This is a genomic window from Stenotrophomonas sp. 17(2023), assembly GCF_030345315.1.
Classification (GTDB): domain Bacteria; phylum Pseudomonadota; class Gammaproteobacteria; order Xanthomonadales; family Xanthomonadaceae; genus Stenotrophomonas; species Stenotrophomonas acidaminiphila.
The window spans coordinates 313152-334912 of the sequence record NZ_CP128405.1 but is presented as its reverse complement, the minus strand read 5'-3'; the positions used below and the strand labels follow the sequence as shown (position 1 = coordinate 334912).

The window sequence follows — 21761 nt, the reverse complement described above, 5'->3', positions numbered from 1 at the left end:
CCATGCACGAAACGCCCCCGGACTCCCGGGGATGTCCGGCTTCAGAACTTAGATCGATTCAAGTCCTTTCGTAACCGTAGCGAATTCAAATCCAGGAGAGGGAGAGAGTGGAATGAAACAGAAGTCACGCATGCACGCCCGGAGCTCGCTGTCCGGGGCCATCGCCGTCGCACTGGCCACCGCCGTGCTGCCGGTCAGCGCCATCGCCCAACAGGCGGCCACGCCAACGCCCGATGCCACCACGCTGGATGCGGTCACCGTCACCGGTTACCGCTACGCCATCGAGAAGAGCCTGCAGCAGAAGCGCGATGCCAACGCGGTGGTTGAAGTCATCACCGCCGAGGACGTCGGCAAGTTCCCCGACAAGAACGTGGCCGACGCGCTGCAGCGCGTGCCGGGCGTGATCATCACCCGCAGCGGCGGCGAAGGTAAGAACGTCAGCGTGCGCGGCCTGGCCGCCGACCTGACCCTGACGCAACTGAACGGCAACTACGTCGCCAGCTCGGAAACCAACAACGAAGCCTCGCGCTCGTTCAACTACACCCTTCTGCCGTCCAACATGCTGTCGGCCGCCGAGCTGTACAAAACGCCGGAGGCACGCCTGGACGAAGGCGGCATCGGCGGCACGGTGATCCTGCGTACCCGTCGCCCGCTGGACATGGAATCCAACACCGGCTTCGCCAGCATCGAAGGCACCTCTTCGGACACCAGCAGCGGTGTCGACCCGCAGGCCTCGGCGCTGTACTCCTGGCACAGCAAGGACGAGCGCTTCGGGTTGCTGGTCGGTGCCACCAGGCAGAACCGCACCAACCGCAGCATGGATGTCACCACCGAGGACTGGCAGTGGTACAGTGATCGCCTCGATGCCAACGGCAACATCAGCCATGACTATGTCTGGAACGAGGCAGGCACCACCCGCAACCCGCCTGTCGACGCGCATGGCAACCCGATGAAGGATGTGTCGCAGTTCTGGGGCCGCTCCGGCATCTATGACCAGAACGGCCGCCACTACTCCGGTTTCTCGATGCCGACCTCGGTCAACTTCGCGGTGAAGGACGAGAAGCGCGAACGCACCGGTGGCCAGCTGACCTTCCAGTTCAAGCCGGTCGACAACGTCACCATGACCGCGAACTACTTCCGCTTCGAGCTGCAGGGCAACTACACCCAGAACATGCTCAAGATTCCGGAGTGGAACCTGGCGCGCGTGGCCGGTGACGGCAACTGGGAAGGCGGCCGCCTGCTCAACGGTTTCACCATGGACCCGAGCGGCACCATCGTCACTGGCGCCGAGTACGAAAAGCTCGCCGGCAAGACCTACATCTGCAGCGAGGACGCCGCCGCCGCCGCGGGCCTGCCAGGCGGTGGCTGGGGTCCGGATGACTGCACCATCCCCACCCCGCAGCTGACCGGCACCTACAGCCGCGAGAAGGCCTTGTCGCAGACTGCCGACCTGAGCGTGGACTGGGATATCAGCCCGCTGTGGAAGGCCAGCTTTGCCGGCGGCCGCACCTGGTCCGAGGGCGGCCCGTCGATGAGCTTCCGCATGTCAGCCAAGCCCCGCCGCAAAGTCGGCAACAGTTGGGAAGCCGGCAATCTGTACAGCGCGTGGGATCTCACCGGAACGCCGACCGCGACCTTCTCGCCCGATCTGCAGCAGAAGCTGATGTCCGGTGTCGCCGAGATCGACACAGGCTCGACCGACTCGTCGTGGATGCAGACCAGCATCGAGCAGAACCACTTCCAGGCCGATTTCACCAAGCTGTTCGAAGCCGGCGTCCTGGACTCGATACAGTTCGGCGCCAAATACAACGACACCGACGTGCACCGCAACACCGGCAATACCTACTGGGTGTGCCAGGGTGCGGACCCTGGCGATTACAGCAAGCGCTACCAGGCAGGCTGTGATTCCACCGCGGGCATCGCGCAGCCGGGCTTCTTCCTGTCGCAACCACTGGGCAACATCGCCGGTGGCTTCAACGCCAACCTGTTCCCGGGTATCAACTACCCGGCCTATATCGACTACCTCAACAACACCTACGGCCCGGCACAGAACCGCCGTGAGGACGATTTCGTCTACAACGTCGGCGAGAAGGTCTACTCCGGTTATTTCCAGGCCAACTTCCGCACCGAGCGCCTGCGCGGCAACATCGGCGTGCGCGTGGCACGCACCAGGCAGCATGCGGAATCGAGCGATTCGGTCGAGCGCTTCATCGACTACTTCGCCGACAACGCCGCCGGCAATCCCATGGCCTGTACGGATCCCGCCGCCGCGGCGCTGCTCGGCTCGAACACCGGCTATGGCTGCGAAAGCGGCTTCGTGCGCCTGCCCGACGCCATGGCCCGCGAAAAGACCTACGAGCTTGCGGCGCTGGACAAGACCTATACCGACATCCTGCCGAGCTTCAACATCGCCTGGGACATCACCGAGAGTCTGGTGTTGCGTGGAGCGGCATCCAAGGTCATCGCTCGCCCGCGTTACACCAGCATCGCCTATCCGGGTGGTCTGAGCTACTACAGCCAGGAATACAGCAACGACCGTGTCGTTGCCGGCGGCGCGGTCAATCCCGGCTGGTACGGTTCCGGCAGCAACAAGGGCCTGGATCCGTTCGAGGCCACCCAGTACGACCTGAGCCTGGAGTGGTACTTCAAGCCCGGCGCGGTGGCCGGCATCGGCCTGTTCCGCAAGGACGTGAAGAACTTCACCATCGGCGTCGAACGCGACATGCAGATGAACGTCGGCGGGCAGATGGTCACGGTGCAGAACTACAAGACCGATGCCAATGGTCGTGACGCGGTGTCGCAGGGTGTGGAGCTGTATGGCCAGTACACCTTCGACTTCGGCCTGGGCTTCCAGGCCAACTACACCTACAACGACACCAACATGGCCTCGGTCGAGATCAACGGCGAGAGCATCGGCGCCTCGCCGCTGGTCGGCAGCGCCAGGAACCAGGCCAACTTCACCGTGTTCTACGAGAATGCCCGCTTCCTGGCACGCGCCTCGTACAACCGTCGTGGCGAGGTGGTCGGCGACCTGAGCAACGGCTTCAATATCTATACCGAGCCGTACGATCAGTTGGACCTCAACACGGCTTTCAACATCCGCGAGGATCTGACGCTGACCGCCTCCGTGCTGAACGCCACCAAGTCCGAGCAGCGCGCGCACCTGGGCAATGACACCAAGGCCCGCTTCTACTCCAATGGCTACAGCGGTCGCCAGCTGTATCTGGGCCTGACCTGGAAGTTCTGATCCCTGCCTTCCGGACACCCACGACGACAGCCGCGCTGGTACAGGCGGCTGTCGTCGTTTGTAGCGTTTGCAGATGCGCGGCTCGCCCCGCATGGGCTTCACCGCAAACGCCCCGTGCGGGGCAAGCCACGTACCTACGGACTACCTGCGTGGATGCGGGGCCTGCCGCGCGTCTACGGTATTCCGGCAATTCTCAGGTCAGCGGCGTCATCACCGCGCTGCGGTACGCCGGGCGCTGTTGCAGCCGCGCATACCAGCCGCCCAGGTGCGGCAGCTCCGGGCGCTGGACCGGCATCTCGAACCAGGCATACGCGAACGCGCCGAGCGGGATGTCGCCCATCGCGAACGCGTCCCCGGACAACCACGGCTGCCGCGCCAGCTCGGCGTCGGCCAGCGCCAGCAGCTCGCCACAACGCACCAGCGCAGCGTCGATGCGCGCCGCGTCGCGGTCGGCCGGCGCGGTGCGCACCACGCCCCAGAACAGGTCGCGGAAGGCCACGGCGAAGCTGGAGATGGTCCAGTCCATCCACTTCTCGCTCTGCGCGCGCAACGCCGGATCTTCCGGATACAGCGTGCCCAGCGCATAGCGCGCCGACAGGTAACGGACGATGGCATTGGACTCCCAAACCGGCAGGCCATGATCCTCGATCACCGGCACCAGCCCGTTGGGATTCATCTGCCGGTACTCGGGCGTCTGCGTACCGCCGAACGCGCCGCCGACCTCGATCGATTCGTAGGGCAGGCCGATCTCCTCGGCGCACCACAACACCTTGCGCACGTTGCTGGAATTGCGACGTCCCCAGATCTTCAACATTGCGGTTCCCGTGGTGGGCGATGCCAGCCGCGCACGATACGCCGGCCCACGTCATGACGGCGTCCGCAGCGGTGCGCCGTCACGCCGCGCCCGGCTTGCCGGCCTTGGGCGCGGCCTTGCGCGGCAGCGCGCGCACGTAGGACGACTTGCCGTCCTTCTTCAGCTCGAACAGGCCGATCGCGGCGAGCAGGTCGGAGAGCTTGCCGTACCCGTAGTTGCGCGGGTCGAACGAGGCCTGGTTGCCGATCTGGCTGCCCACCGGCCCCAGGTGCGCCCAGCCGTCCTCGCCCTCGGCCGCGCTCACCGCGCGGCGCAGCATCTTCACCAGCCGCGTGTCGCCACGCAGTTCGGCGCCGCTCTTGCGCGGACGCGCCTCCTCGCCCACGTCCGGGCCGACTTCCGGCGTGCCCGGGTGCGACTGCCCCAGCACTTCCAGGTAGGTGAACTGCGAGCAGGCGTTGACGAACGGATCGGGCGTCTTCTTCTCGCCGAAGCCGTATACCTTCACCCCGTCGGTCAGCAGGCGCATCACCAGCGGGGTGAAGTCGGCATCGCTGGAGACGATGGCAAAGCCATCCAGGTTGCGGGCGTAGAGCAGGTCCATCGCATCGATCACCATCGCCATGTCCGACGCGTTCTTGCCCTTGGAATAGGCGAACTGCTGGATCGGCCGGATCGCGTACTCGTGCAGCACCGACTCCCAGCCCTTCAGGCGCGGGCTCTTCCAGTTGCCGTAGGCGCGGCGCACGTTGGCCACGCCGAAGCGCGCCACCTCGGACAGCACTTCGTCGATCTTCGCCGCGGGCGCGTTGTCGGCGTCGATCAGCAGGGCGATGCGCTTCTCGGAATCGGACACGGCGGTCTCTCCATGGCGGTCGGCTGGGTCCCAGTATCGATCATCGACATGCGCCTGCGCACCCCGTGCGAAAATGGTGGCCGGTTGTCACGCCCTGCACGGCCTTCCCCCGGAGTACCGCATGCCCCACGACCGCCCTCCCCGCCTGTTGATCATCGGCGGCGGCTTCGCCGGCCTCTGGGCCACCCGCGCCCTCGCCGGCGCGAACCTGCGCATCACCCTGATCGACCGCCGCAACCACCACCTGTTCCAGCCGCTGCTGTACCAGGTGGCGACCGCCGGCCTGTCGGCCCCGGACATCGCCGCGCCGCTGCGCCACATCCTCGGCCGCCAGCGCAACGTCGAAGTCCGGCTGGGCGAAGTGGAGGCGATCGACAAGCAGCACCGCCAGGTGCGGCTGAGTGATGGCGGCACCCTGGACTACGACCTGCTGCTGGTGGCCAGCGGCGCCACCCACGCCTATTTCGGCAACGACCAATGGGCGGCTGACGCGCCCGGGCTGAAGACGCTGGACGATGCGCTGGCGCTGCGGCGGCGGCTGCTGCTGGCCTTCGAGAAGGCCGAGGCCGAAGCGGACCCGGCCAGGAAGGCGGCATGGCTGAGTTTCGCCATCGTCGGCGGCGGCCCCACCGGCGTCGAGCTGGCCGGCACCCTGGCCGAGATCGCGCGCCACACCCTGCGCAACGAATTCCGCCATATCGATCCGGCGTCGGCGAAAGTGCGCCTGGTCGAGGCCGGGCCGCGGGTGTTGTCCAGCTTTCCGGAAGTGCTGTCGCTGAAGGCACGCCGGCAACTGGAGCGGCTCGGGGTGGAGGTGCACACCGGCACCCCGGTGACCGCCATCGATGCGCAGGGCTTCCGCCTGGGCGGCGACTTCATCGCCGCCCGCACCGTGGTCTGGGCCGCCGGTGTCGCCGCTTCGCCGCTGGCGCGGACGCTGGACACACCGCTGGACCACGCCGGCCGGGTGCAGGTGCAACCCGATCTCACCGTCCCCGGCCACCCGGAGATCTTCGTCGCCGGCGACCTGGCCGCGCTGGCCCAGGCCGATGGCCGGCCGGTGCCGGGCGTGGCCCCGGCCGCGAAGCAGATGGGCAAGTACGTTGCCGCCGCCATCCATGCGCGGCTGCAGCAGCGCGCCGCGCCGCCGCCGTTCCGCTATCGCGACCAGGGCAACCTAGCCACCATCGGGCGCATGGCCGCCATCGTGCACATGGGCCGGCTCAAGCTGTCCGGCCTGCTCGCCTGGTGGTTCTGGCTGGCAGCGCACGTGTTCTTCCTGATCGGCTTCCGCAACCGGCTGGTGGTGCTGCTCAACTGGGCGGTGGCGTACTGGAGCTACCAGCGCGGCGCGCGCATCATCTTCGGCGACGCCGACGCCGATGCCGAGGCCGATCCGCCCACGCGGCCGCCGGCAGACTGACCGGCAACGGGCCTAGCCGTTGCCGCCGGCGAACTGCTCGAACACCTGCTGGCCGGTCAGCGTCGGCGTCTGGTTGGCCAGCGCATAGAACGGCGGCTTCTCGTCGATGAAGATCTGGCTGGCCAGTTCGAAGGCCTGGTCCTGGAACAGCCCGGCCGAGACGTAGTACTCGCCATCGGGCACCAGCCGGTAGTAGAGCGTGCTGCCGCAGGTACCGCAGAACGCTCGCTCGGCCCACTCCGAGGAGCGGAAGGTCTTCAGCGCAGCGCCGCTGAACTGCACCTTGTCGTCACAATGCACGGCGAAGAACGGCCCGCCGGTCCAGCGCCGGCACATGCTGCAATGACACAGGCCGATCTGCGTCGCATCGCCGGCCACCACTTCAACCGCGCCGCACAGGCAGGTTCCCTTCATCGTCGTCTCCATTCGTGGATGCATCCACGCAATCTACACCGCGGCGACGCCACCGAAGCCACCCGCGGTCGCGGTTCCGCAAGGCGGTGCCGGCATGTCCGCGCCGGTACCGGCGAGCGGCAACGAAAAAGCCCGGGTTTCCCCGGGCTCTTCGCATGCCAGCCTGGCGGCGTGGCGATCAGGCGGTGAACAGCGCCTTCATCTTCTTCAGCGCGTTGGCCTCGATCTGGCGGATGCGCTCGGCCGACACGCCGTACTCGTCGGCCAGCTCCTGCAGCGTCACCTTGCTGTCGGCATCGAGCCAGCGGCGGGCGATGATGTCGCGCGAACGCTGGTCCAGGTTGGCCAGGCCCTCGCGCAGCAGCTGCAGCTGGTTTTCCTCGCTGTCCTCGCGCTCGTAGGCCTGCGACGGGTCTTCGTCGCGCGCGACCAGGTACGCCGCCGGCGACGGCGGTGCATGGTCGTCGTCCTCGTCGGACGGCGCATCGAAACCGACGTCGCGACCGGACAGGCGCGACTCCATCTCCATCACTTCGCGCTCGGAGACGTTCAGGTCCCGGGCCACCGCGCTGACCTCGGCGGCGTTCATCCAGCCCAGGCGGGTCTTGGACTTGCGCAGGTTGAAGAACAGCTTGCGCTGCGCCTTGGTCGTGGCGACCTTGACGATGCGCCAGTTCTTGAGGATGAACTCGTGCATCTCGGCACGGATCCAGTGCACAGCGAAGGAGACCAGGCGCACGCCCATGTCCGGGTCGAAGCGCTTGACCGCCTTCATCAGGCCGATGTTGCCTTCCTGGATCAGGTCGCCCAGCTGCAGGCCGTAGCCGTTGTAGCCGCGGGCCACGTGCACCACGAAACGCAGGTGCGAATGCACCAGCTCGCGCGCGGCATCCAGGTCCTGCTCGTCGCGGAAGCGGCGCGCCAGTTCCTGTTCCTCATCGACCGAGAGCACCGGGATCTGGTGCACGGCACCGATGTAGGCATCCAGCGAACCCAGCGCACTGGGAATCGGAAGATTGTTCGCCACAAGGGCAGTGGAGGTGTTCTGGCTCATAGGACCTCATCTTAGCAGTCGAACTATTGGACTGCCCGGTACAGAAAAAGTTCCAGCGTTCCATTTTTGTTGAAAAACAACCCTGGAAGCACCCCTGAAACTCCCCGGATGGATCAGCGGGGACATCGACCCAGCCTAGCAGGAAGCCGGTCACCGCCGCATGACAGGACCCCGCGACGTTCAGCCGCCGGCGAGCTGGGCGTCCAGCGCCGCCCGGGGCGGCAGGCGCCAGTCGATCGGCGCCTGGCCACGACGCACCAGGTACTCGTTGGCCTGGGAGAAATGGCGGCAGCCGAGGAAGCCGCGGTGGGCCGACAGCGGCGAGGGATGCGGCGCCTTCAGCACGCGGTGGCGGCGGGTGTCGATGACCTTGCCCTTGGCCTGCGCGTAGCTGCCCCAGAGCAGGAACACCAGCCCTTCGCGCTCGCGGTTGAGGACATCGACCACATGGTCGGTGAAACCCTCCCAGCCCTTGCCCTGGTGGGCACCGGCGCGGCCTTCCTCGACCGTCAGCACGGCGTTGAGCAGCAGCACCCCCTGCCGCGTCCAGGGCAGCAGGCAGCCGTGGTCCGGGCGCTGGAACGGCGGCGCGACGTTGCCGTCGCCTTCCAGCTCCTTGTAGATGTTCAGCAGCGACGGCGGCACCGGCACCCCCGGCATCACCGAAAAGCACAGGCCATGGGCCTGGCCGAGGCCGTGGTACGGATCCTGGCCGAGCACCACCACCTTCACCTGCTCGAACGGGGTCGCGTCGAACGCGGCGAATATCTGCGGCCCCGGCGGGAACACCCGCGCACCGGCGGCCTTGCGCTGGCGCAGGAAGGCCGACAGCTCGCGCATGTCCGGGCGCAGCAGCCAGTCGCCGATGCGTGCCTTCCAGCCCGGTTCGAGCTGGATGTTCGGTGCCGCGCTCACAGCGCCGCGGCCGGCTGTGCCAGCCGGGTCAGGCGCAGCTGGAACAGCACCTTGGTCACCAGCAGGCGCTCCTCGATCGGCTTCTGCACCAGGTCGTTGGCACCGGCCTGCAGCAACGCGGACTGGTTGTGCGGGTTGCTGTCGCCGGTCATCACCAGCACCGGCAGGCGGCGCTTGCCGTAGCCGAAGTCGATGCGCACGCGCTCGACCACGTCGCGGCCATTGAGCTCGCCCTTGAGGGTGACGTCGGTGAGCACCAGGTCGATGCGGCGCGTGGTGCGTCCCAGCGATTCGGCGGTCAGCAGCGAGAACGCGTCCTCGGCGGTGAGCACGTGCACCACGTGCAGGTCGTGGCGCTCGAGCATGCGCTTGGTGGCCTCGGCCACCACCCGGCTGTCCTCGACATACAGCACGGTCGCGCCGGGCACCGGCTCGGGCTGCACGTAGCCGCGGATGAAGGTCGCCAGCGCCTCGTGGCCCAGCGCCTTGTCGAAATAATCGGTGACGAACTCGTTGAAGCGGCGCTGCTCCAGGTGGCGCTGGGCATCGCCGGACACCACGATCACCGGCACGTAGGCCTGCCCGGCCGCCTCGCGCACGCTGCGCGCCAGCGCCAGGCCATCGCCGTCGGGCAGGGCCAGCGAAGTGGTGACCAGGTGCACCGGGCCGGTCGCCAGCGCCGTGCGCGCTTCCTCGATGCCGGCACAGCCCACCACCTCCACGTCCGGCAGCTCGCGCTGCAACACGTCGGAGATCAGCTTGCGCACCAGTTTTGAACCATCGACCACCATCACCCGGGGGGCGTCGCTGATCAGATGCTTGAGCTCGTGGGTGGACATGCGCGTGTCAGGTATCGGTCGGGCGAGTCTGCCTGAGGAAGTGCCCGGTCACCAGCCACGCGCCCAGCCAGCCCAGGATCACCGTGCCCAGCACCACCAGCCCCGAATGCAGCGCATCGAGCCCATGCAGGGTGAACGCGCTGCCGTAACTACCGGTCAACGCCGCCAGCGGCGGGCGCAGGGCCAGGCCGCAGGCGCCGATCAGCGCCAATGCCAGCGCACCCGCAGCCAGGCCGTACCAGGCGCCCAGGTAGACGAAAGGACGGCGGATGAAGCCGTCGCTGGCGCCCAGCAGCTGCAGCACGCCGATTTCCTCGCGCCGCGCCTGGATGTCCAGCCGCACGGTATTGCCGACCACCAGCACAGCCCCCAGCCCCAGCAGCAGCGACAGCACCTGCACCAGGCGCGCGCCGAACCCGAGCCAGGCGTCCAGGCGCTGGCGCCACAGGGCATCGTGCTGGACCAGGTCGGCCTGCGGCAGGGCCTGCAGCGACTCGGCCAGGGCCATGTCCTGGTCCCCTGCCGGGGTGACGATCAGCAGCGTCGGCAGCGGGTTCTCGCCGAGTGCGTCGATCGCCTCGCCCAGCCCGGCGCTCTGGCGCAGTTCGGCCAGGCCTTCGTCGGGCGTGCGCAGCACCACGCCGGCCACGTCGGCGCGCGACCGCAGGCTCGCGGCCACGTCCTGCGCGGCGGCGCTGTCGACTTCGGGCTTGAGGAACAGATTGATGTCGCGCGACTGCTGCACGCTGCCGGCGAACAGCTTGAGGTTGTCCAGCGCGATCGACAGGCCCAGCGGCAGTGCCAGGGCCAGCGCCATCACCGCCACGGTCAGCACCGTCGCCCATGGCTTGCGCAGCGCGCGGCCAAGGCTGAAGACCACACTGTGCAGGTGGTGGGCGAACCACACGCGCAGCCGCGACGGCGCGGGCGTGGCATGGGCGGCGGGCTTGTTCGCGGCCTCGGCCTTGTTCGCGTCCCTGCTCATTCGGCCAGGTCCTGCGGCGAGATGTCGTCCACCAGGCGGCCGTGGTCGAGGATCAGCACGCGCTTGCGCATGCGCTTGAGCAGCGGAAGGTCGTGGCTGACCACCAGCACGCTGGTGCCGCGGCCGGGCAGTTCGGCGAACAGGGCCATGATCTCCGCGGCGAGGGTCGGGTCGAGGTTGCCGGTCGGCTCGTCGGCCACCAGCAACCGGGGTTCGGCGACGATCGCGCGGGCGATGCCCACGCGCTGCTGCTCGCCGGCCGACAACTGCGTGGGCAGCGCCTTCTCGCGATGGCCCAGGCCCATCCGTTCGAGCACCGAGCGCACCCGCTTGCCGGTGTCGGCGCGCCGGTCGCCACGCAGGATCAGCGGCAACGCCACGTTCTCGCCGACGCTGCGGTCGATCAGCAGGCGGTGGTCCTGGTGGACCGCACCGACCTCGCGGCGGTGCAGCGCCACCTTGCCGCCGCGCACTTTGAGCAGGTTGCGCTCGCCGAACAGCACGGCGCCACGGGTCGGGCGCTCGCTGAGGTGGATCAGTTTCAGCAGGGTGCTCTTGCCGGCACCGGAGTGGCCGGTGACGAACAGCATCTCGCCGGCCGCCACCTCGAAGCTGACGTCCACCAGCGCCTGGTGGCCGCCCGCATAGTGTTTGCTGACATTGTCGAAACGCAGGACGCTCATGCCCCGATTATGCCGGAGCCGAAGCGCGGCGTGCATCGCGATGCCAGGGCCGCGAACGATGCGGGCCGACGACAGCGCCGGCCATGGGCCGGCGCATCGATCAATCGCCCGACAGCATCCGCCGGATCTTGCGGCCCAGGCGGGTCAGGAACGAATCGCTGTCATTGCCGGACGCGCGCATCGGCGTGGCCGGTACCTGCACCGGCCCGTTGCCGGATGCAGCCGCGGGCGCGGCGACGGCGGCTTCAGCACCTTCGACCGGACGCCCATGGCGACGACGGCGGCGCTTGCGCGGCGCGCGCTCGCCTTCCACCGCGGCCTCCGGTGCGCCTTCGGCGCGTGGCGGACGCGGCGGGCGCGGGGCCGCGGCCGGTTCGGCGGCGGCAGCCACCTGCTCGCCCTCGACACGCGGCTTGCGCGGGCCACGCGGCTTGCGCTCGCCGTCGCGGCGTTCGCCACGGCCAGCGCCGGAGCGACCACCGCTGCGGCCGCCACCGCGGCGCTCTTCCTCCGCGGCACGGGCTTCGCGCGCCTCGCGGAAGATCGCACCGACGCTTTCGTTCTCGTCGGCCTCGCCTTCGGCCGGCGCCGCGCGTTCCGGACGCGGCAGCGCGGTCATCAGCTCGGTGGTGACCGGCTCGACCGGGATCTTCTGCTGGATATAGGCCTCGATGTCCGGCAGGCCCATCGCGTAGCGCTCGCAGGCGAAGCTGATCGCGTCACCTTCCTCGCCCAGCCGCGCGGTGCGGCCGATGCGGTGCACGTAATCCTCGGCGTCGAACGGCAGGTCGTAGTTGTAGACGTACTTGACCCCGTCGATGTGCAGGCCGCGCGCGGCCACGTCGGTGGCCACGAGGATTTCCAGCTGGCCCTTCTGGAAGCGGTTGAGCAGGCTCTCGCGCTTCTTCTGCGGCACGTCGCCGGACAGCACGCCGACGCGGTAGCCGGCCTTCTCCAGCGAACGCGCCACGCGCTCGACGAACATCTTGGTGTTGACGAACACCATGGTGCGGGCGCCTTCGCTGCGCGAGAGCAGGCCCAGCAGCAGCGGCAGCTTCTCCTCGTCGGCCGGGAAGTAGATGCGCTGGCGCACGCGTTCGGCGGTGACGGTCTCGGTCTCCACCACCAGCTTCTGCGGCTCGTTCATGTGCTCGTAGGCCAGCTCCAGCACGCGATGGCTGAGGGTGGCCGAGAACAGCAGGGTCTGGCGGGTGGTGCGCTCGGGCATGCGCCGCAGCAGGAAGCGGATGTCCTTGATGAAGCCCAGGTCGAACATGCGGTCGGCTTCGTCCAGCACGCAGATCTCGCAGGCATGCAGCGAGACCACCTTGTGCTGCTTGACGTAGTCGATCAGGCGGCCCGGGGTGGCGATGATCACGTCCACGCCCTTCTGCAGCAGCTCGCGCTGCTTGTCGTAGTCGACGCCACCGTAGACCAGGGCGAAACGCAGGCCCGAGTCGGACGCGAACTTCATCGCGTCCTTGTGGATCTGGATGGCCAGCTCGCGGGTCGGCGCCAGGATCAGCGCGCGCGGATCCTCCGGCTTGCGGTCGGCCAGCGCCGGCCGGATCAGCAGCCGGTTGATGACCGCCACCAGGAACGCGAGCGTCTTGCCGGTGCCGGTCTGCGCCTGGCCGGCGACGTCGCCGCCAGGCAGGGCCACCGGCAGGGTCAATGCCTGGATCGGGGTACAGCGGGTGAATCCGGCTCCTTCCAACCCGGCCAACAGCGCCGGGTGCAGCTCGAAGGAGGAAAAGGTCACATCAGTCAGCGGTTTGTCGCTCATTATTTGGTCTTGGTAGTGCCAGCCGGCCAGGTTGGCCGGGCGGCTTGCATCGTATCGGGCACCGTCGCACACTGCGGCCCCTGCGCCGGGTCGCGCGACGCAAGGCCAAGCCTTTAGGTCCGCGCAATGCCCCAGTTTAGCGCAATGCGGCAGCCAACCCGGCATGGGCCGTCGCATTGCCCCAGGAGACTCCTCAAGTGAGCGATAAGGTTCTACACGTCGGCGATGCCGATTTCGACGCCGCCGTGCTGCAGTCCGACACCCCGGTGCTGGTGGACTTCTGGGCCGAATGGTGCGGCCCCTGCAAGATGATCTCGCCGGTGCTGGACGAACTGGCCGACGCCTACGACGGCAAGCTGAAGATCGCCAAGCTCAACGTCGACGACAACCGCGCGACCGCGGTCAAGTACCACGTGCGCTCGATCCCGATGCTGCTGCTGTTCAAGGATGGCCAGATCCAGGCCACCCAGATCGGCGCCGTCGGCAAGGGCCAGCTGAGCCAGATGATCGACAAGGCGCTGGCCTGATCCCTCCCGCCGGCGGCCGTGGCCGCCGGCTCCGGGCCAGCCTTACCGCGGCCCAACGGGCGTTTCCCGCCACCTTGCACCGCCGTGCGCGGCGGTGTTAGTGTCGCCGCATCCGGCAGCTTTGGCCTGCCGCACCCTCCGGCCGGGTTCTCGTCCGGATCATTCCCAACCAGTTCGCCGCCCTGTCAGGCGCTCGCACGTCAGCGAGAGGAATCAAGCACTTGTCCGAGAACACTCCTTCCGAAACCGGGAGCGCCGACGCGCCCGTCGAGAAGCGCGTGCGCAAGCCGCGTGTCGCCAAGGCCGCCGAGGCCGCCGACAGCAGCAGCCCCGCTTCCGCCCCGGCCCAGTCCGCCCTGCCGCTGCCGGCCGGCGACGCTTCCCCCGCCCCGGCCGCTCCGGCCCCGGGCAACGAAGGCCAGGCGTCCGCGCCGGCCGGCAACCCGCACGGCGGCCAGGAAGGCGGCGAGCCGCGCGACGGCAACAACAACGCCCAGCGCCATGGCCAGCAGAACCCGCAGAATCAGCAAGGTCAGGGCCAGGGCCAGGGCAATCGCCGCGACCGCTTCCGCAACCGCCGCGAGCGCAACCGTGACCGCTTCCGCGACGACGGCCTGCCCGGCGACAACGGCAACGAGACCTTCGTGCCGCGCCCGCACCCGTCGGTGCCGGAGGGTTTCCCGGTCTATTCGCTGAGCGATCTGAAGAAGATGCCGGCGCACAAGCTGCTGGAGATCGCCGAGCAGCTGCAGATCACCGACGGCGTGGCCCGCGCCCGCAAGCAGGACGTGATCTTCGCCCTGCTCAAGGTGCTGACCCGCCATGGCGAGGGCGTGGCCGCCGACGGCGTGCTGGAAATCCTGCCCGACGGCTTCGGCTTCCTGCGTGCGGCCGAGGCCAGCTACCTGGCCGGTCCCGATGACACCTACATCTCGCCCAGCCAGATCCGCCGCTTCAACCTGCGCACCGGCGACCACATCGCCGGCCGCATCCGCTTCCCGAAGGACGGCGAGCGCTACTTCGCGCTGAACATCGTCGACACCATCAACGGCGAGCCGATCGAAGCGTCGAAGAACAAGGTGCTGTTCGAGAACCTGACCCCGCTGTTCCCGCGCAAGCGCTTCACCCTGGAACGCGGCAACGGCTCCTCGGAAGACATCACCGGCCGCATCCTCGACCTGATGGCACCGCAGGGCAAGGGCCAGCGCGCGCTGATCGTCTCCCCGCCCAAGGCGGGCAAGACGATGATGATGCAGCAGATCGCCACGGCCATCACCACCAACCACCCGGAAGTGCACCTGATCGTGCTGCTGGTGGACGAGCGCCCGGAAGAAGTGACCGAGATGCAGCGCACCGTGCGCGGCGAAGTGGTCTCCTCGACCTTCGACGAGCCGGCCGCACGCCACGTGCAGGTGGCCGAAATGGTGATCGAGCGCGCCAAGCGCCTGGTCGAGCACAAGAAGGACGTGGTGATCCTGCTGGATTCGATCACCCGCCTGGCGCGTGCCTACAACAATGTCGTGCCCAGCTCCGGCAAGGTGCTGACCGGTGGCGTGGACGCCAATGCCCTGCACCGCCCGAAGCGCTTCTTCGGCGCCGCGCGCAACGTCGAGGAAGGCGGCTCGCTGACCATCATCGCCACCGCGCTGGTCGAGACCGGCTCGAAGATGGACGAGGTGATCTACGAAGAGTTCAAGGGCACCGGCAACAGCGAAGTGCACCTGAACCGCCGCATCACCGAGAAGCGCGTGTACCCGGCCATCGACATCAACCGTTCCGGCACCCGCCGCGAAGACCTGCTGATCGAGCCGGAGCTGCTGCAGAAGATCTGGATCCTGCGCAAGCTGCTGCACCCGATGGACGAAATCGCGGCGATGGAATTCCTGCTCGACAAGATGAAGAACACCAAGTCCAACGACGAGTTCTTCGGTTCGATGAAGCGCTGATTTCCCGCCGGAACCGCTGTAACGAAAAAGCCCCGCGAACGCGGGGCTTTTTCGTGGCTGGCGCAACCGGCGCGCTCAGCCCTCCAGCGGCGTCAGCAGCTTGGGCCCGCCGCCGCGGCCGGCCATGTAGACGCCACCGTCGGCCAGCGCGTCCGAACCGTTCTCCCAGTCCTCGTCGCTGATCCATGGCGCGCGTTCGCGCGGTCCGGGGATGTAGGCCTGCCACGTGCCGTACTCGTCCGGCAATGATCGGCCCTGGTCGACCATCGCATAGCGCACCGGCATGCGCACGTTCCAGTGCGGCGCGTCCGCGTCCTCGCCTTCGACCGGTACACGGAACTCCCACTTGCGCGCCGCGGCCAGTGCATTGCCACCCAGCACCTGGCGGAACCGGCGCATCTGGCCCTCGCTGGCCACCACGGTCATGTTGACCTGTTCCACGTACGCGTCCGCGACGCGGCCATCGCGCCCGACCTTGAGGACCAGGTAGACATTGCCCTGCGCCCCCACCTCGTACATCGCGCGCGGGTAGCTTGGCGGCGTCATCTTCAAGGCGGTGACCGCGCTCCGGCTTTCCGGATCGTAGGCCGCGAAGGTGGCACTGCGGATGGCCACCTGGGTGCTGCCGTCTTCCAGCTGCCTGCCGACCAGGCGCAGCATCAACGGCGAACGCGCGGCGACCGGCTTGCCGTCGCGGACCACCGGAACGAAGGCCCAGCCCATCACCGAGCTGCGCACGAAACGGGCCAGCTCCGCGCTCAGCCGGTCCTGCTGGTCCAGCCGCACCGCCTCCACGCTGCCATCGGGCGCGATATCGATCTGCCCGGACAGCTGCATGCCCATCTCGGCCTGCTTGCGCACCGCCCCCGGCCCGGCGGCCGACGCGGCAACAGTCACCAACAGCAACGCAGCCAGCACGGCCCCGCGACGCAACGAATTCAGCATGACGCTCTCCTTGCCACTCCATATCCAGGACGCGACTGTAGCGCTTCCGGCGGCGATGTTCACGCCAGCCGCAGTGCGCGTGGGTAGGGCGGGGTATCGGGGAATTCGCCGCGGGCGAAGGCGGCCTGCAGGCCGCGCCACCAGCGGGGGTCGAACAGGTCGCCGTGCGCCTCGCGCACCGCCTCCATCAGCGGGCGCGGCAGGCCCATGAACAAAGGGAAGCGCTCGGGAAACACGTCGTTGGGCGCGACATGGAACCACGGCTCCGCGGCCAGGGCTTCGGCGGCATCGCGCGGCTGCGGCCAGTCGCGGAACGTGCAGTCGCCGACCCGGCACAGTTCGTCGTAGTCGTAGAACACCACGCGGCCATGGCGCGAGACACCGAAGTTCTTCAGCAGCATGTCGCCGGGGAAGATGTCGTTGCGCGCCATGTCGGTGATGGCCTGCGCGTAGTCCAGCGCCGCCGCGCGCGCGGCCTGGGGGGTCTGTTCGCGCAGGTACAGGTTGAGCGGGCGGAACCGCCGCTGCACGTAACACAGCGATATCACCAGGTCATCGCCTTCGACCCGCACGCTGCGCGCGCAGCTGTCCAGCAGCTCCTGGCGCAGCTCGGGGGCGAAGCGGGCCAGCGGAAAGCGCAGGTGGCGGTAGGGTTGCGCGTCCAGCAGCCGGCCGATGCGATCCAGGTTGAACACCAGCGCGTAGCGGTCCTCCACGTCCTGGCGGCTGACCGTCTTGGGCCAGGCGAAGCGGTCGCGGATCAGCTTGAACACCAGCGGGTAACTGGGCAGGGTGAACACCGCCATCACCATGCCCGGGGTGCCTTCGGCCTGCACCAGCCGCTCGTCCGGGTGCTGCTGGAAATGGCGGAAGAAGGTGCGGTAGCGCTCGGTCTTGCCCTGCTTGGCGCGGCCGAGCACGGTGTAGATCTCGTCCACCGGCTTGCCCGGCAGCAGGCTGCGCAGGAACACCACCGCGTCGGCGACGGTGGGCAGGTCGGCCTGGAAATAGCTGCGCGACACGCCGAACAGGTGCGCAACGTCGCGGCGCCCGCTGAGCACTGCCTCGGCGCGCAGGCCATCGTCGCCGTCGTTGACCAGCGCGATCACGCAGGGTGAGAAGCGATGCTCGCCGAACACGCGCCCGACCAGGTAGGCGCGGCGTTCGCGGTAGAACACGGTGTCCAGCAGTTCGATGGCACGCACCGGGTTCGGGCCCCAGTGGGCGAGGTCATCGTGCAGGCGCACGGCGATGGCCGCGGCGCAGCGCAGCCGGTGCCGGTAGGGCACGTCGAAGCGGTAGTCGGCCAGCATGCGCTCGAAAGCCTCGGCCGGGCGCGCCTCGGAAACGGTATAGACGTGGCGCGCCACCGGGTGGGTGATGGCGTCCGACGGCTCGATCTCGAGCGCCATGAATTCGATGGCATCGTCCACCCCGCGGGTGGCGAACAGGCGCCGGGTCAGGGTGTTGTAGAAGGTCTTGTACAGTTCGCCGTCGATCAGCCCGGCGACCCGCGTGGCGAAGGCCGCGCGCACCTGCACCCAGGCCTCGCGGCCGGGTCGTCCGCCGGCGATGCCCTGCAGGCGCGCCATGCACTCGCCGACGCACAGGTCGTAGAGCGCGATGCGCTCGACCGCATCCTGGCGTGCCGCCACCCAGTCGCGCTGCTCGAAACGCCCGCGTGCGCGCCGGGTGATGGCGGCAAACCGGGCGTGGTAGTCCTCGAAGCCGTCGTGGATGCAGGCGGCGATGGCGTGGGCGGATTCGGTGGCAGGCATCGGCAGTGGAGGAGTCGGGGCGCCGGCCCCCACCCTACCGCACCGGACTGGCCCGCGCCCTGGCGGCGTGGACGCGCGGGCGCGGGGCGCAAAAAAACCCGCATCGCCAGGGCGATGCGGGTCCGGGGTCAAACCACCGCGGCGGGTGCGATCAGAGCGCGGCCAGCGCGGCGTTGAGGGTCGCGCTCGGGCGCATCGCCCGGCTGGTCTTGCCGAGGTCCGGGCGGTAGTAGCCGCCGATGTCCACGGCCTTGCCCTGCACCGCGACCAGTTCCTCGACGATCTTCTGCTCGTTGTCGGCCAGCGCCTTGGCCAGCGGCGCGAACTTCGCCTTCAACGCGGCGTCCTCGTCCTGCGCGGCCAGCGCCTGCGCCCAGTACATGGCCAGGTAGAAGTGGCTGCCGCGGTTGTCGATGGTGCCCAGCTTGCGGCCCGGCGAGCGGTCGTTGTCGAGGAAGGTACCGTTGGCCTGGTCCAGTGCCTTGGCGAGTACCGCGGCGGCCTTGTTGTCGTAGCGCTGGGCAAGGTGCTCCAGCGAGGCGGCCAGGGCCAGGAACTCGCCCAGCGAATCCCAGCGCAGGTAATCCTCCTCGACGAACTGCTGCACGTGCTTCGGCGCCGAACCGCCGGCGCCGGTCTCGAACAGGCCGCCACCGGCCATCAGCGGCACGATCGACAGCATCTTGGCGCTGGTGCCCAGCTCCAGGATCGGGAACAGGTCGGTGAGGTAGTCGCGCAGCACGTTGCCGGTCACCGAGATGGTGTCCTGGCCCTTGCGGATTCGCTCCAGCGAGAACTTCGTGGCCTCCACCGGCGACAGGATGCGGATGTCCAGGCCTTGGGTATCGTGGTCCTTCAGGTACTTCTCGACCTTGGCGATCATCTGCGCGTCATGCGCGCGGTTGGCGTCCAGCCAGAACACGGCCGGGGTGTTGCTCAGGCGCGCGCGGCTGACCGCCAGCTTGACCCAGTCCTGGATCGGCGCGTCCTTGGCCTGGCACATGCGCCAGATGTCGCCGGCCTCGACCTTGTGCTCGAACACCACGTTGCCGGCCTCGTCGCTGACGCGCACAGTGCCGTCGGCCGGGATCTGGAAGGTCTTGTCGTGGCTGCCGTATTCCTCGGCCTTCTGCGCCATCAGGCCGACGTTGGGCACGCTGCCCATGGTCGCCGGGTCGAACGCGCCATGCGCCTTGCAGTCCTCGATCACCGCCTGGTAGACGCCGGCGTAGCAGCGGTCGGGGATCAGCGCCTTGGTGTCCTGCAGCTTGCCTTCGGCATTCCACATGCGGCCGGAGTCGCGGATCATCGCCGGCATCGAGGCGTCGACGATCACGTCGCTGGGCACATGCAGGTTGGTGATGCCCTTGTCGGAGTTGACCATCGCCACCGCCGGGCGCTTGGCGTACTCGGCGGCGATGTCGGCCTTGATCGCTTCCTGGGTGGCCTCCGGCAGCGACGGCAGGCGCGCGTACAGGTCGCCGATGCCGTTGTTCGGGTCGAAGCCGGCCTGCTTGAGCTCGGCGGCATACTTGCCCAGCACGTCCTTGTAGAACTCCTCGACCACCACGCCGAACATGATCGGGTCGGAGACCTTCATCATGGTCGCCTTCAGGTGCAGCGAGAACAGCACGCCCTGGGCGCGGGCATCGGCGATCTGCGCGGCGACGAACGCGGCCAGCGCGCGGCGCGACATCACCGAGGCGTCGACGATCTCGCCGGCCTTGACCGCGGTCTTGTCCTTGAGCACCACGGTCCGGCCATCGTCCTGCACCAGCTCGATCTTCAGGCTGCCGGCGCCGGCCAGCGTGGCCGACTTCTCGCTGCCGTAGAAATCACCGTCGTCCATGTGCGCGACGTGCGACTTCGAGTCGCTGCTCCACGCGCCCATGCGGTGCGGGTGCTTGCGGGCGTAGTTCTTGACCGACAGCGGCGCGCGGCGATCGGAGTTGCCCTCGCGCAGCACCGGGTTGACGGCGCTGCCCTTGACCTTGTCGTAGCGCGCCTTGATGTCGCGCGCGACGTCGTCGGCCGGTGCGTCCGGGTAGTTCGGCAGCGCGTAGCCCTGGTCCTGCAGCTCCTTGATCGCGGCCTTGAGCTGCGGCACCGAGGCGCTGATGTTGGGCAGCTTGATGATGTTGGCTTCCGGACGGGTCGCCAGCTCGCCGAGCTCGGCCAGATCGTCGCTGATCTTCTGCCCGCCCTGCAGGTAGTCCGGGAACTGCGACAGGATGCGCCCGGAGAGCGAGATGTCGCGGGTCTCCACCGCGATGCCGGCGGTGGTGGCATACGCATCGATGATCGGCAGCAGCGACTGCGTCGCCAGGAACGGGGCTTCGTCGGTGAGCGTGTAGATGATCTTCGGCGTATCGGACATGGGGGATGGTTTCCGTCGGAAGTAAAGGCAGGGACTCAGCACCGCATTGTCGCGCGTCGTGACGGTTCCGGCAAAACGGGCCGGTACGGTCGCGGCAGCGCGCCGCCACGCCGGCTCATGGCATCTGCTCATGTGGCACGCATCAGCCGGGGGGCGCAGCGGCGGCCAAAGGCGCGGGCGCCGTCGTCAACCCGGGCATCGCCATCCACACGCACCAGCGGCGCTGACGCGGCAACAAAAAAAGGGCGCAGTCCTGCGACTGCGCCCATGGCCTGCACCTGTCGGGAGAGAGGGCGACAGGTGGCTGCCGCTTGCTACTTCACTTCGAACTCCTGGGTGGTGCCGGCCGGCTGGCCATCCAGGGTCACGTCCACGCGGTACTTGCCGGCGGGCCATGCGCTTGCCTTGCTGAACTCGATATTGGTGGTCTCCGCACCGCTGGTGGTGAGCGCGGCGCTCTGCTCGCCGGCCACCTGCCCGTCCTGGTAGGTGAGCTTGGCAGCCAGGGTGGCGTTGGTCGCGGCGCCGTCGGTCTTCACCGACACGATGATCTTGTCCTTGTCGCCGATCATGGCCACCGGGGTTACCGATTTGTCGGCAGCGGCGGTGGTGCCGACGGTGATCGAGGTGACGCTGACCGCAGGCGCGGCCGGCGGCGGCGGTGCCGGCTCGCTCATCGGCGCCGGCGCCGGGGTGCTTTCCATCGGCGGCGGCGCGGCCTCTTCATTCTTCTTGCAACCGGCCACGGCCAGGGTGCCGGCCAGGGTGATCATCAGGACACTGCTGAACGAAGTCTTCTTCATGGGATGCTCCGGAATGTGGGAAAAGGCGCTGGGCCTGGTGGCCTCAACCCTGGCGCGGGGGAATCTTCAGGGTCTGCCCGGGAAAGATCTTGTCGGGGTCGGAAAGGACATCGCGGTTGGCCTCGAAGATCTGCTTCCAGGCATTGGCGTCGCCCAACAGGTGCTTGGCGATCCGGGAAAGACTGTCGCCCTTCTGCACCGTGTACTGTTGTTCGCCCGCGATCTGCGCGGTGGAATCCACCCGCGCGGTCACATCGGAAAAATCGGCCTTCGGCGCGACGGCGGCGGTGCTGTCCACGGTGGACGTCACATCCGAAAAATCGGCCTTTTTGTCATTGCTCATCGGGTCGTTCCTCCTCGGCTGGCTGT

The 21761-nt window shown here is 68.2% G+C and carries 18 protein-coding genes; 4 read left to right on the top strand and 14 right to left on the bottom strand.

Annotated features, from left to right (window positions below; genetic code table 11):
* Positions 1–112 precede the first annotated feature (112 nt).
* Positions 113–3247 (top strand): TonB-dependent receptor, encoded by a 3135-nt coding sequence (locus tag QQA12_RS01415; RefSeq protein WP_054661533.1) that lies wholly within the window; start codon positions 113–115, stop codon positions 3245–3247.
* Between the two features lie 193 nt (positions 3248–3440).
* Here QQA12_RS01415 and QQA12_RS01410 read toward each other — a convergent pair whose 3' ends face one another.
* Both QQA12_RS01410 and QQA12_RS01405 read right to left on the bottom strand, forming a co-directional pair.
* On the bottom strand, positions 3441–4061 hold the full coding sequence (locus tag QQA12_RS01410) for a glutathione S-transferase (protein ID WP_054661530.1): 621 nt from the start codon (positions 4059–4061) through the stop codon (positions 3441–3443).
* A 79-nt stretch (positions 4062–4140) separates the two neighbouring features.
* Positions 4141–4917, bottom strand: a complete 777-nt coding sequence (locus QQA12_RS01405; protein ID WP_056931533.1) for an NYN domain-containing protein — start codon at positions 4915–4917, stop codon at positions 4141–4143.
* A 121-nt stretch (positions 4918–5038) separates the two neighbouring features.
* On the opposite strand from QQA12_RS01405, the gene QQA12_RS01400 reads away from it, so the two are divergent.
* On the top strand, positions 5039–6340 hold the full coding sequence (locus tag QQA12_RS01400) for an NAD(P)/FAD-dependent oxidoreductase (RefSeq protein WP_226050576.1): 1302 nt from the start codon (positions 5039–5041) through the stop codon (positions 6338–6340).
* Between the two features lie 12 nt (positions 6341–6352).
* On the opposite strand, the gene QQA12_RS01395 is transcribed toward QQA12_RS01400, so the two are convergent.
* The 7 genes from QQA12_RS01395 to rhlB form a co-directional block, all read right to left on the bottom strand.
* Positions 6353–6754 (bottom strand): GFA family protein, encoded by a 402-nt coding sequence (locus QQA12_RS01395; RefSeq protein ID WP_054661521.1) that lies wholly within the window; start codon positions 6752–6754, stop codon positions 6353–6355.
* Between the two features lie 178 nt (positions 6755–6932).
* Complete coding sequence (rpoH, locus tag QQA12_RS01390) at positions 6933–7808, bottom strand: RNA polymerase sigma factor RpoH (protein WP_054661518.1); 876 nt, start codon at positions 7806–7808, stop codon at positions 6933–6935.
* Positions 7809–7988: 180 nt separating this feature from the next.
* Complete coding sequence (ung, locus tag QQA12_RS01385) at positions 7989–8723, bottom strand: uracil-DNA glycosylase (protein ID WP_054661515.1); 735 nt, start codon at positions 8721–8723, stop codon at positions 7989–7991.
* On the bottom strand, positions 8720–9562 hold the full coding sequence (locus QQA12_RS01380) for a response regulator (RefSeq protein WP_054661512.1): 843 nt from the start codon (positions 9560–9562) through the stop codon (positions 8720–8722). The genes ung and QQA12_RS01380 overlap by 4 nt, the downstream gene beginning before the upstream one ends.
* 7 nt (positions 9563–9569) lie before the next feature.
* Positions 9570–10547, bottom strand: coding sequence for a permease-like cell division protein FtsX (gene ftsX / locus QQA12_RS01375; RefSeq protein WP_054661509.1), 978 nt, complete (start codon positions 10545–10547; stop codon positions 9570–9572).
* Complete coding sequence (locus QQA12_RS01370) at positions 10544–11230, bottom strand: ATP-binding cassette domain-containing protein (RefSeq protein ID WP_054661506.1); 687 nt, start codon at positions 11228–11230, stop codon at positions 10544–10546. Before QQA12_RS01370 ends, ftsX begins: the two co-directional genes overlap by 4 nt.
* A gap of 100 nt (positions 11231–11330) precedes the next feature.
* On the bottom strand, positions 11331–13016 hold the full coding sequence (rhlB, locus tag QQA12_RS01365; protein WP_054661503.1) for an ATP-dependent RNA helicase RhlB: 1686 nt from the start codon (positions 13014–13016) through the stop codon (positions 11331–11333).
* 197 nt (positions 13017–13213) lie between these two features.
* Here rhlB and trxA point away from each other — a divergent pair, with 197 nt between their 5' ends.
* Positions 13214–13543 carry a thioredoxin TrxA gene (gene trxA / locus QQA12_RS01360; protein ID WP_054661500.1) on the top strand — a complete coding sequence of 110 codons (330 nt, stop codon included), beginning with the start codon at positions 13214–13216 and terminating at the stop codon, positions 13541–13543.
* Between the two features lie 221 nt (positions 13544–13764).
* Complete coding sequence (gene rho, locus QQA12_RS01355) at positions 13765–15489, top strand: transcription termination factor Rho (protein ID WP_056931537.1); 1725 nt, start codon at positions 13765–13767, stop codon at positions 15487–15489.
* Positions 15490–15564: 75 nt separating this feature from the next.
* Here the strand turns inward: rho and QQA12_RS01350 are convergent, their stop codons facing one another.
* The 5 genes from QQA12_RS01350 to QQA12_RS01330 form a co-directional block, all read right to left on the bottom strand.
* Complete coding sequence (locus tag QQA12_RS01350; RefSeq protein ID WP_226050577.1) at positions 15565–16434, bottom strand: energy transducer TonB; 870 nt, start codon at positions 16432–16434, stop codon at positions 15565–15567.
* Positions 16435–16493: 59 nt separating this feature from the next.
* Entirely contained in the window at positions 16494–18212 is a 1719-nt protein-coding gene (aceK, locus tag QQA12_RS01345) for a bifunctional isocitrate dehydrogenase kinase/phosphatase (protein ID WP_226050578.1), read from the bottom strand.
* Between the two features lie 151 nt (positions 18213–18363).
* Entirely contained in the window at positions 18364–20589 is a 2226-nt protein-coding gene (locus QQA12_RS01340) for an NADP-dependent isocitrate dehydrogenase (RefSeq protein WP_226050579.1), read from the bottom strand.
* 314 nt (positions 20590–20903) lie between these two features.
* Positions 20904–21392 carry a hypothetical protein gene (locus QQA12_RS01335; protein WP_226050580.1) on the bottom strand — a complete coding sequence of 163 codons (489 nt, stop codon included), beginning with the start codon at positions 21390–21392 and terminating at the stop codon, positions 20904–20906.
* Positions 21393–21435: 43 nt separating this feature from the next.
* Entirely contained in the window at positions 21436–21735 is a 300-nt protein-coding gene (locus QQA12_RS01330; protein ID WP_054661482.1) for a LysM peptidoglycan-binding domain-containing protein, read from the bottom strand.
* Between the last annotated feature and the right edge of the window lie 26 nt (positions 21736–21761).

Excerpts from the sequence above, each read along its gene's own strand:
- rpoH (WP_054661518.1), bottom strand. The coding sequence starts at position 7,808 with ATGAGCCAGAACACCTCCACTGCCCTTGTGGCGAACAATCTTCCGATT.
- QQA12_RS01395 (WP_054661521.1), bottom strand. The coding sequence starts at position 6,754 with ATGAAGGGAACCTGCCTGTGCGGCGCGGTTGAAGTGGTGGCCGGCGAT.
- QQA12_RS01410 (WP_054661530.1), bottom strand. The coding sequence starts at position 4,061 with ATGTTGAAGATCTGGGGACGTCGCAATTCCAGCAACGTGCGCAAGGTG.
- QQA12_RS01400 (WP_226050576.1), top strand. The coding sequence starts at position 5,039 with ATGCCCCACGACCGCCCTCCCCGCCTGTTGATCATCGGCGGCGGCTTC.
- ftsX (WP_054661509.1), bottom strand. The coding sequence starts at position 10,547 with ATGAGCAGGGACGCGAACAAGGCCGAGGCCGCGAACAAGCCCGCCGCC.
- QQA12_RS01350 (WP_226050577.1), bottom strand. The coding sequence starts at position 16,434 with ATGCTGAATTCGTTGCGTCGCGGGGCCGTGCTGGCTGCGTTGCTGTTG.
- QQA12_RS01330 (WP_054661482.1), bottom strand. The coding sequence starts at position 21,735 with ATGAGCAATGACAAAAAGGCCGATTTTTCGGATGTGACGTCCACCGTG.
- QQA12_RS01370 (WP_054661506.1), bottom strand. The coding sequence starts at position 11,230 with ATGAGCGTCCTGCGTTTCGACAATGTCAGCAAACACTATGCGGGCGGC.
- aceK (WP_226050578.1), bottom strand. The coding sequence starts at position 18,212 with ATGCCTGCCACCGAATCCGCCCACGCCATCGCCGCCTGCATCCACGAC.
- QQA12_RS01335 (WP_226050580.1), bottom strand. The coding sequence starts at position 21,392 with ATGAAGAAGACTTCGTTCAGCAGTGTCCTGATGATCACCCTGGCCGGC.
- QQA12_RS01340 (WP_226050579.1), bottom strand. The coding sequence starts at position 20,589 with ATGTCCGATACGCCGAAGATCATCTACACGCTCACCGACGAAGCCCCG.
- rhlB (WP_054661503.1), bottom strand. The coding sequence starts at position 13,016 with ATGAGCGACAAACCGCTGACTGATGTGACCTTTTCCTCCTTCGAGCTG.
- QQA12_RS01380 (WP_054661512.1), bottom strand. The coding sequence starts at position 9,562 with ATGTCCACCCACGAGCTCAAGCATCTGATCAGCGACGCCCCCCGGGTG.
- QQA12_RS01415 (WP_054661533.1), top strand. The coding sequence starts at position 113 with ATGAAACAGAAGTCACGCATGCACGCCCGGAGCTCGCTGTCCGGGGCC.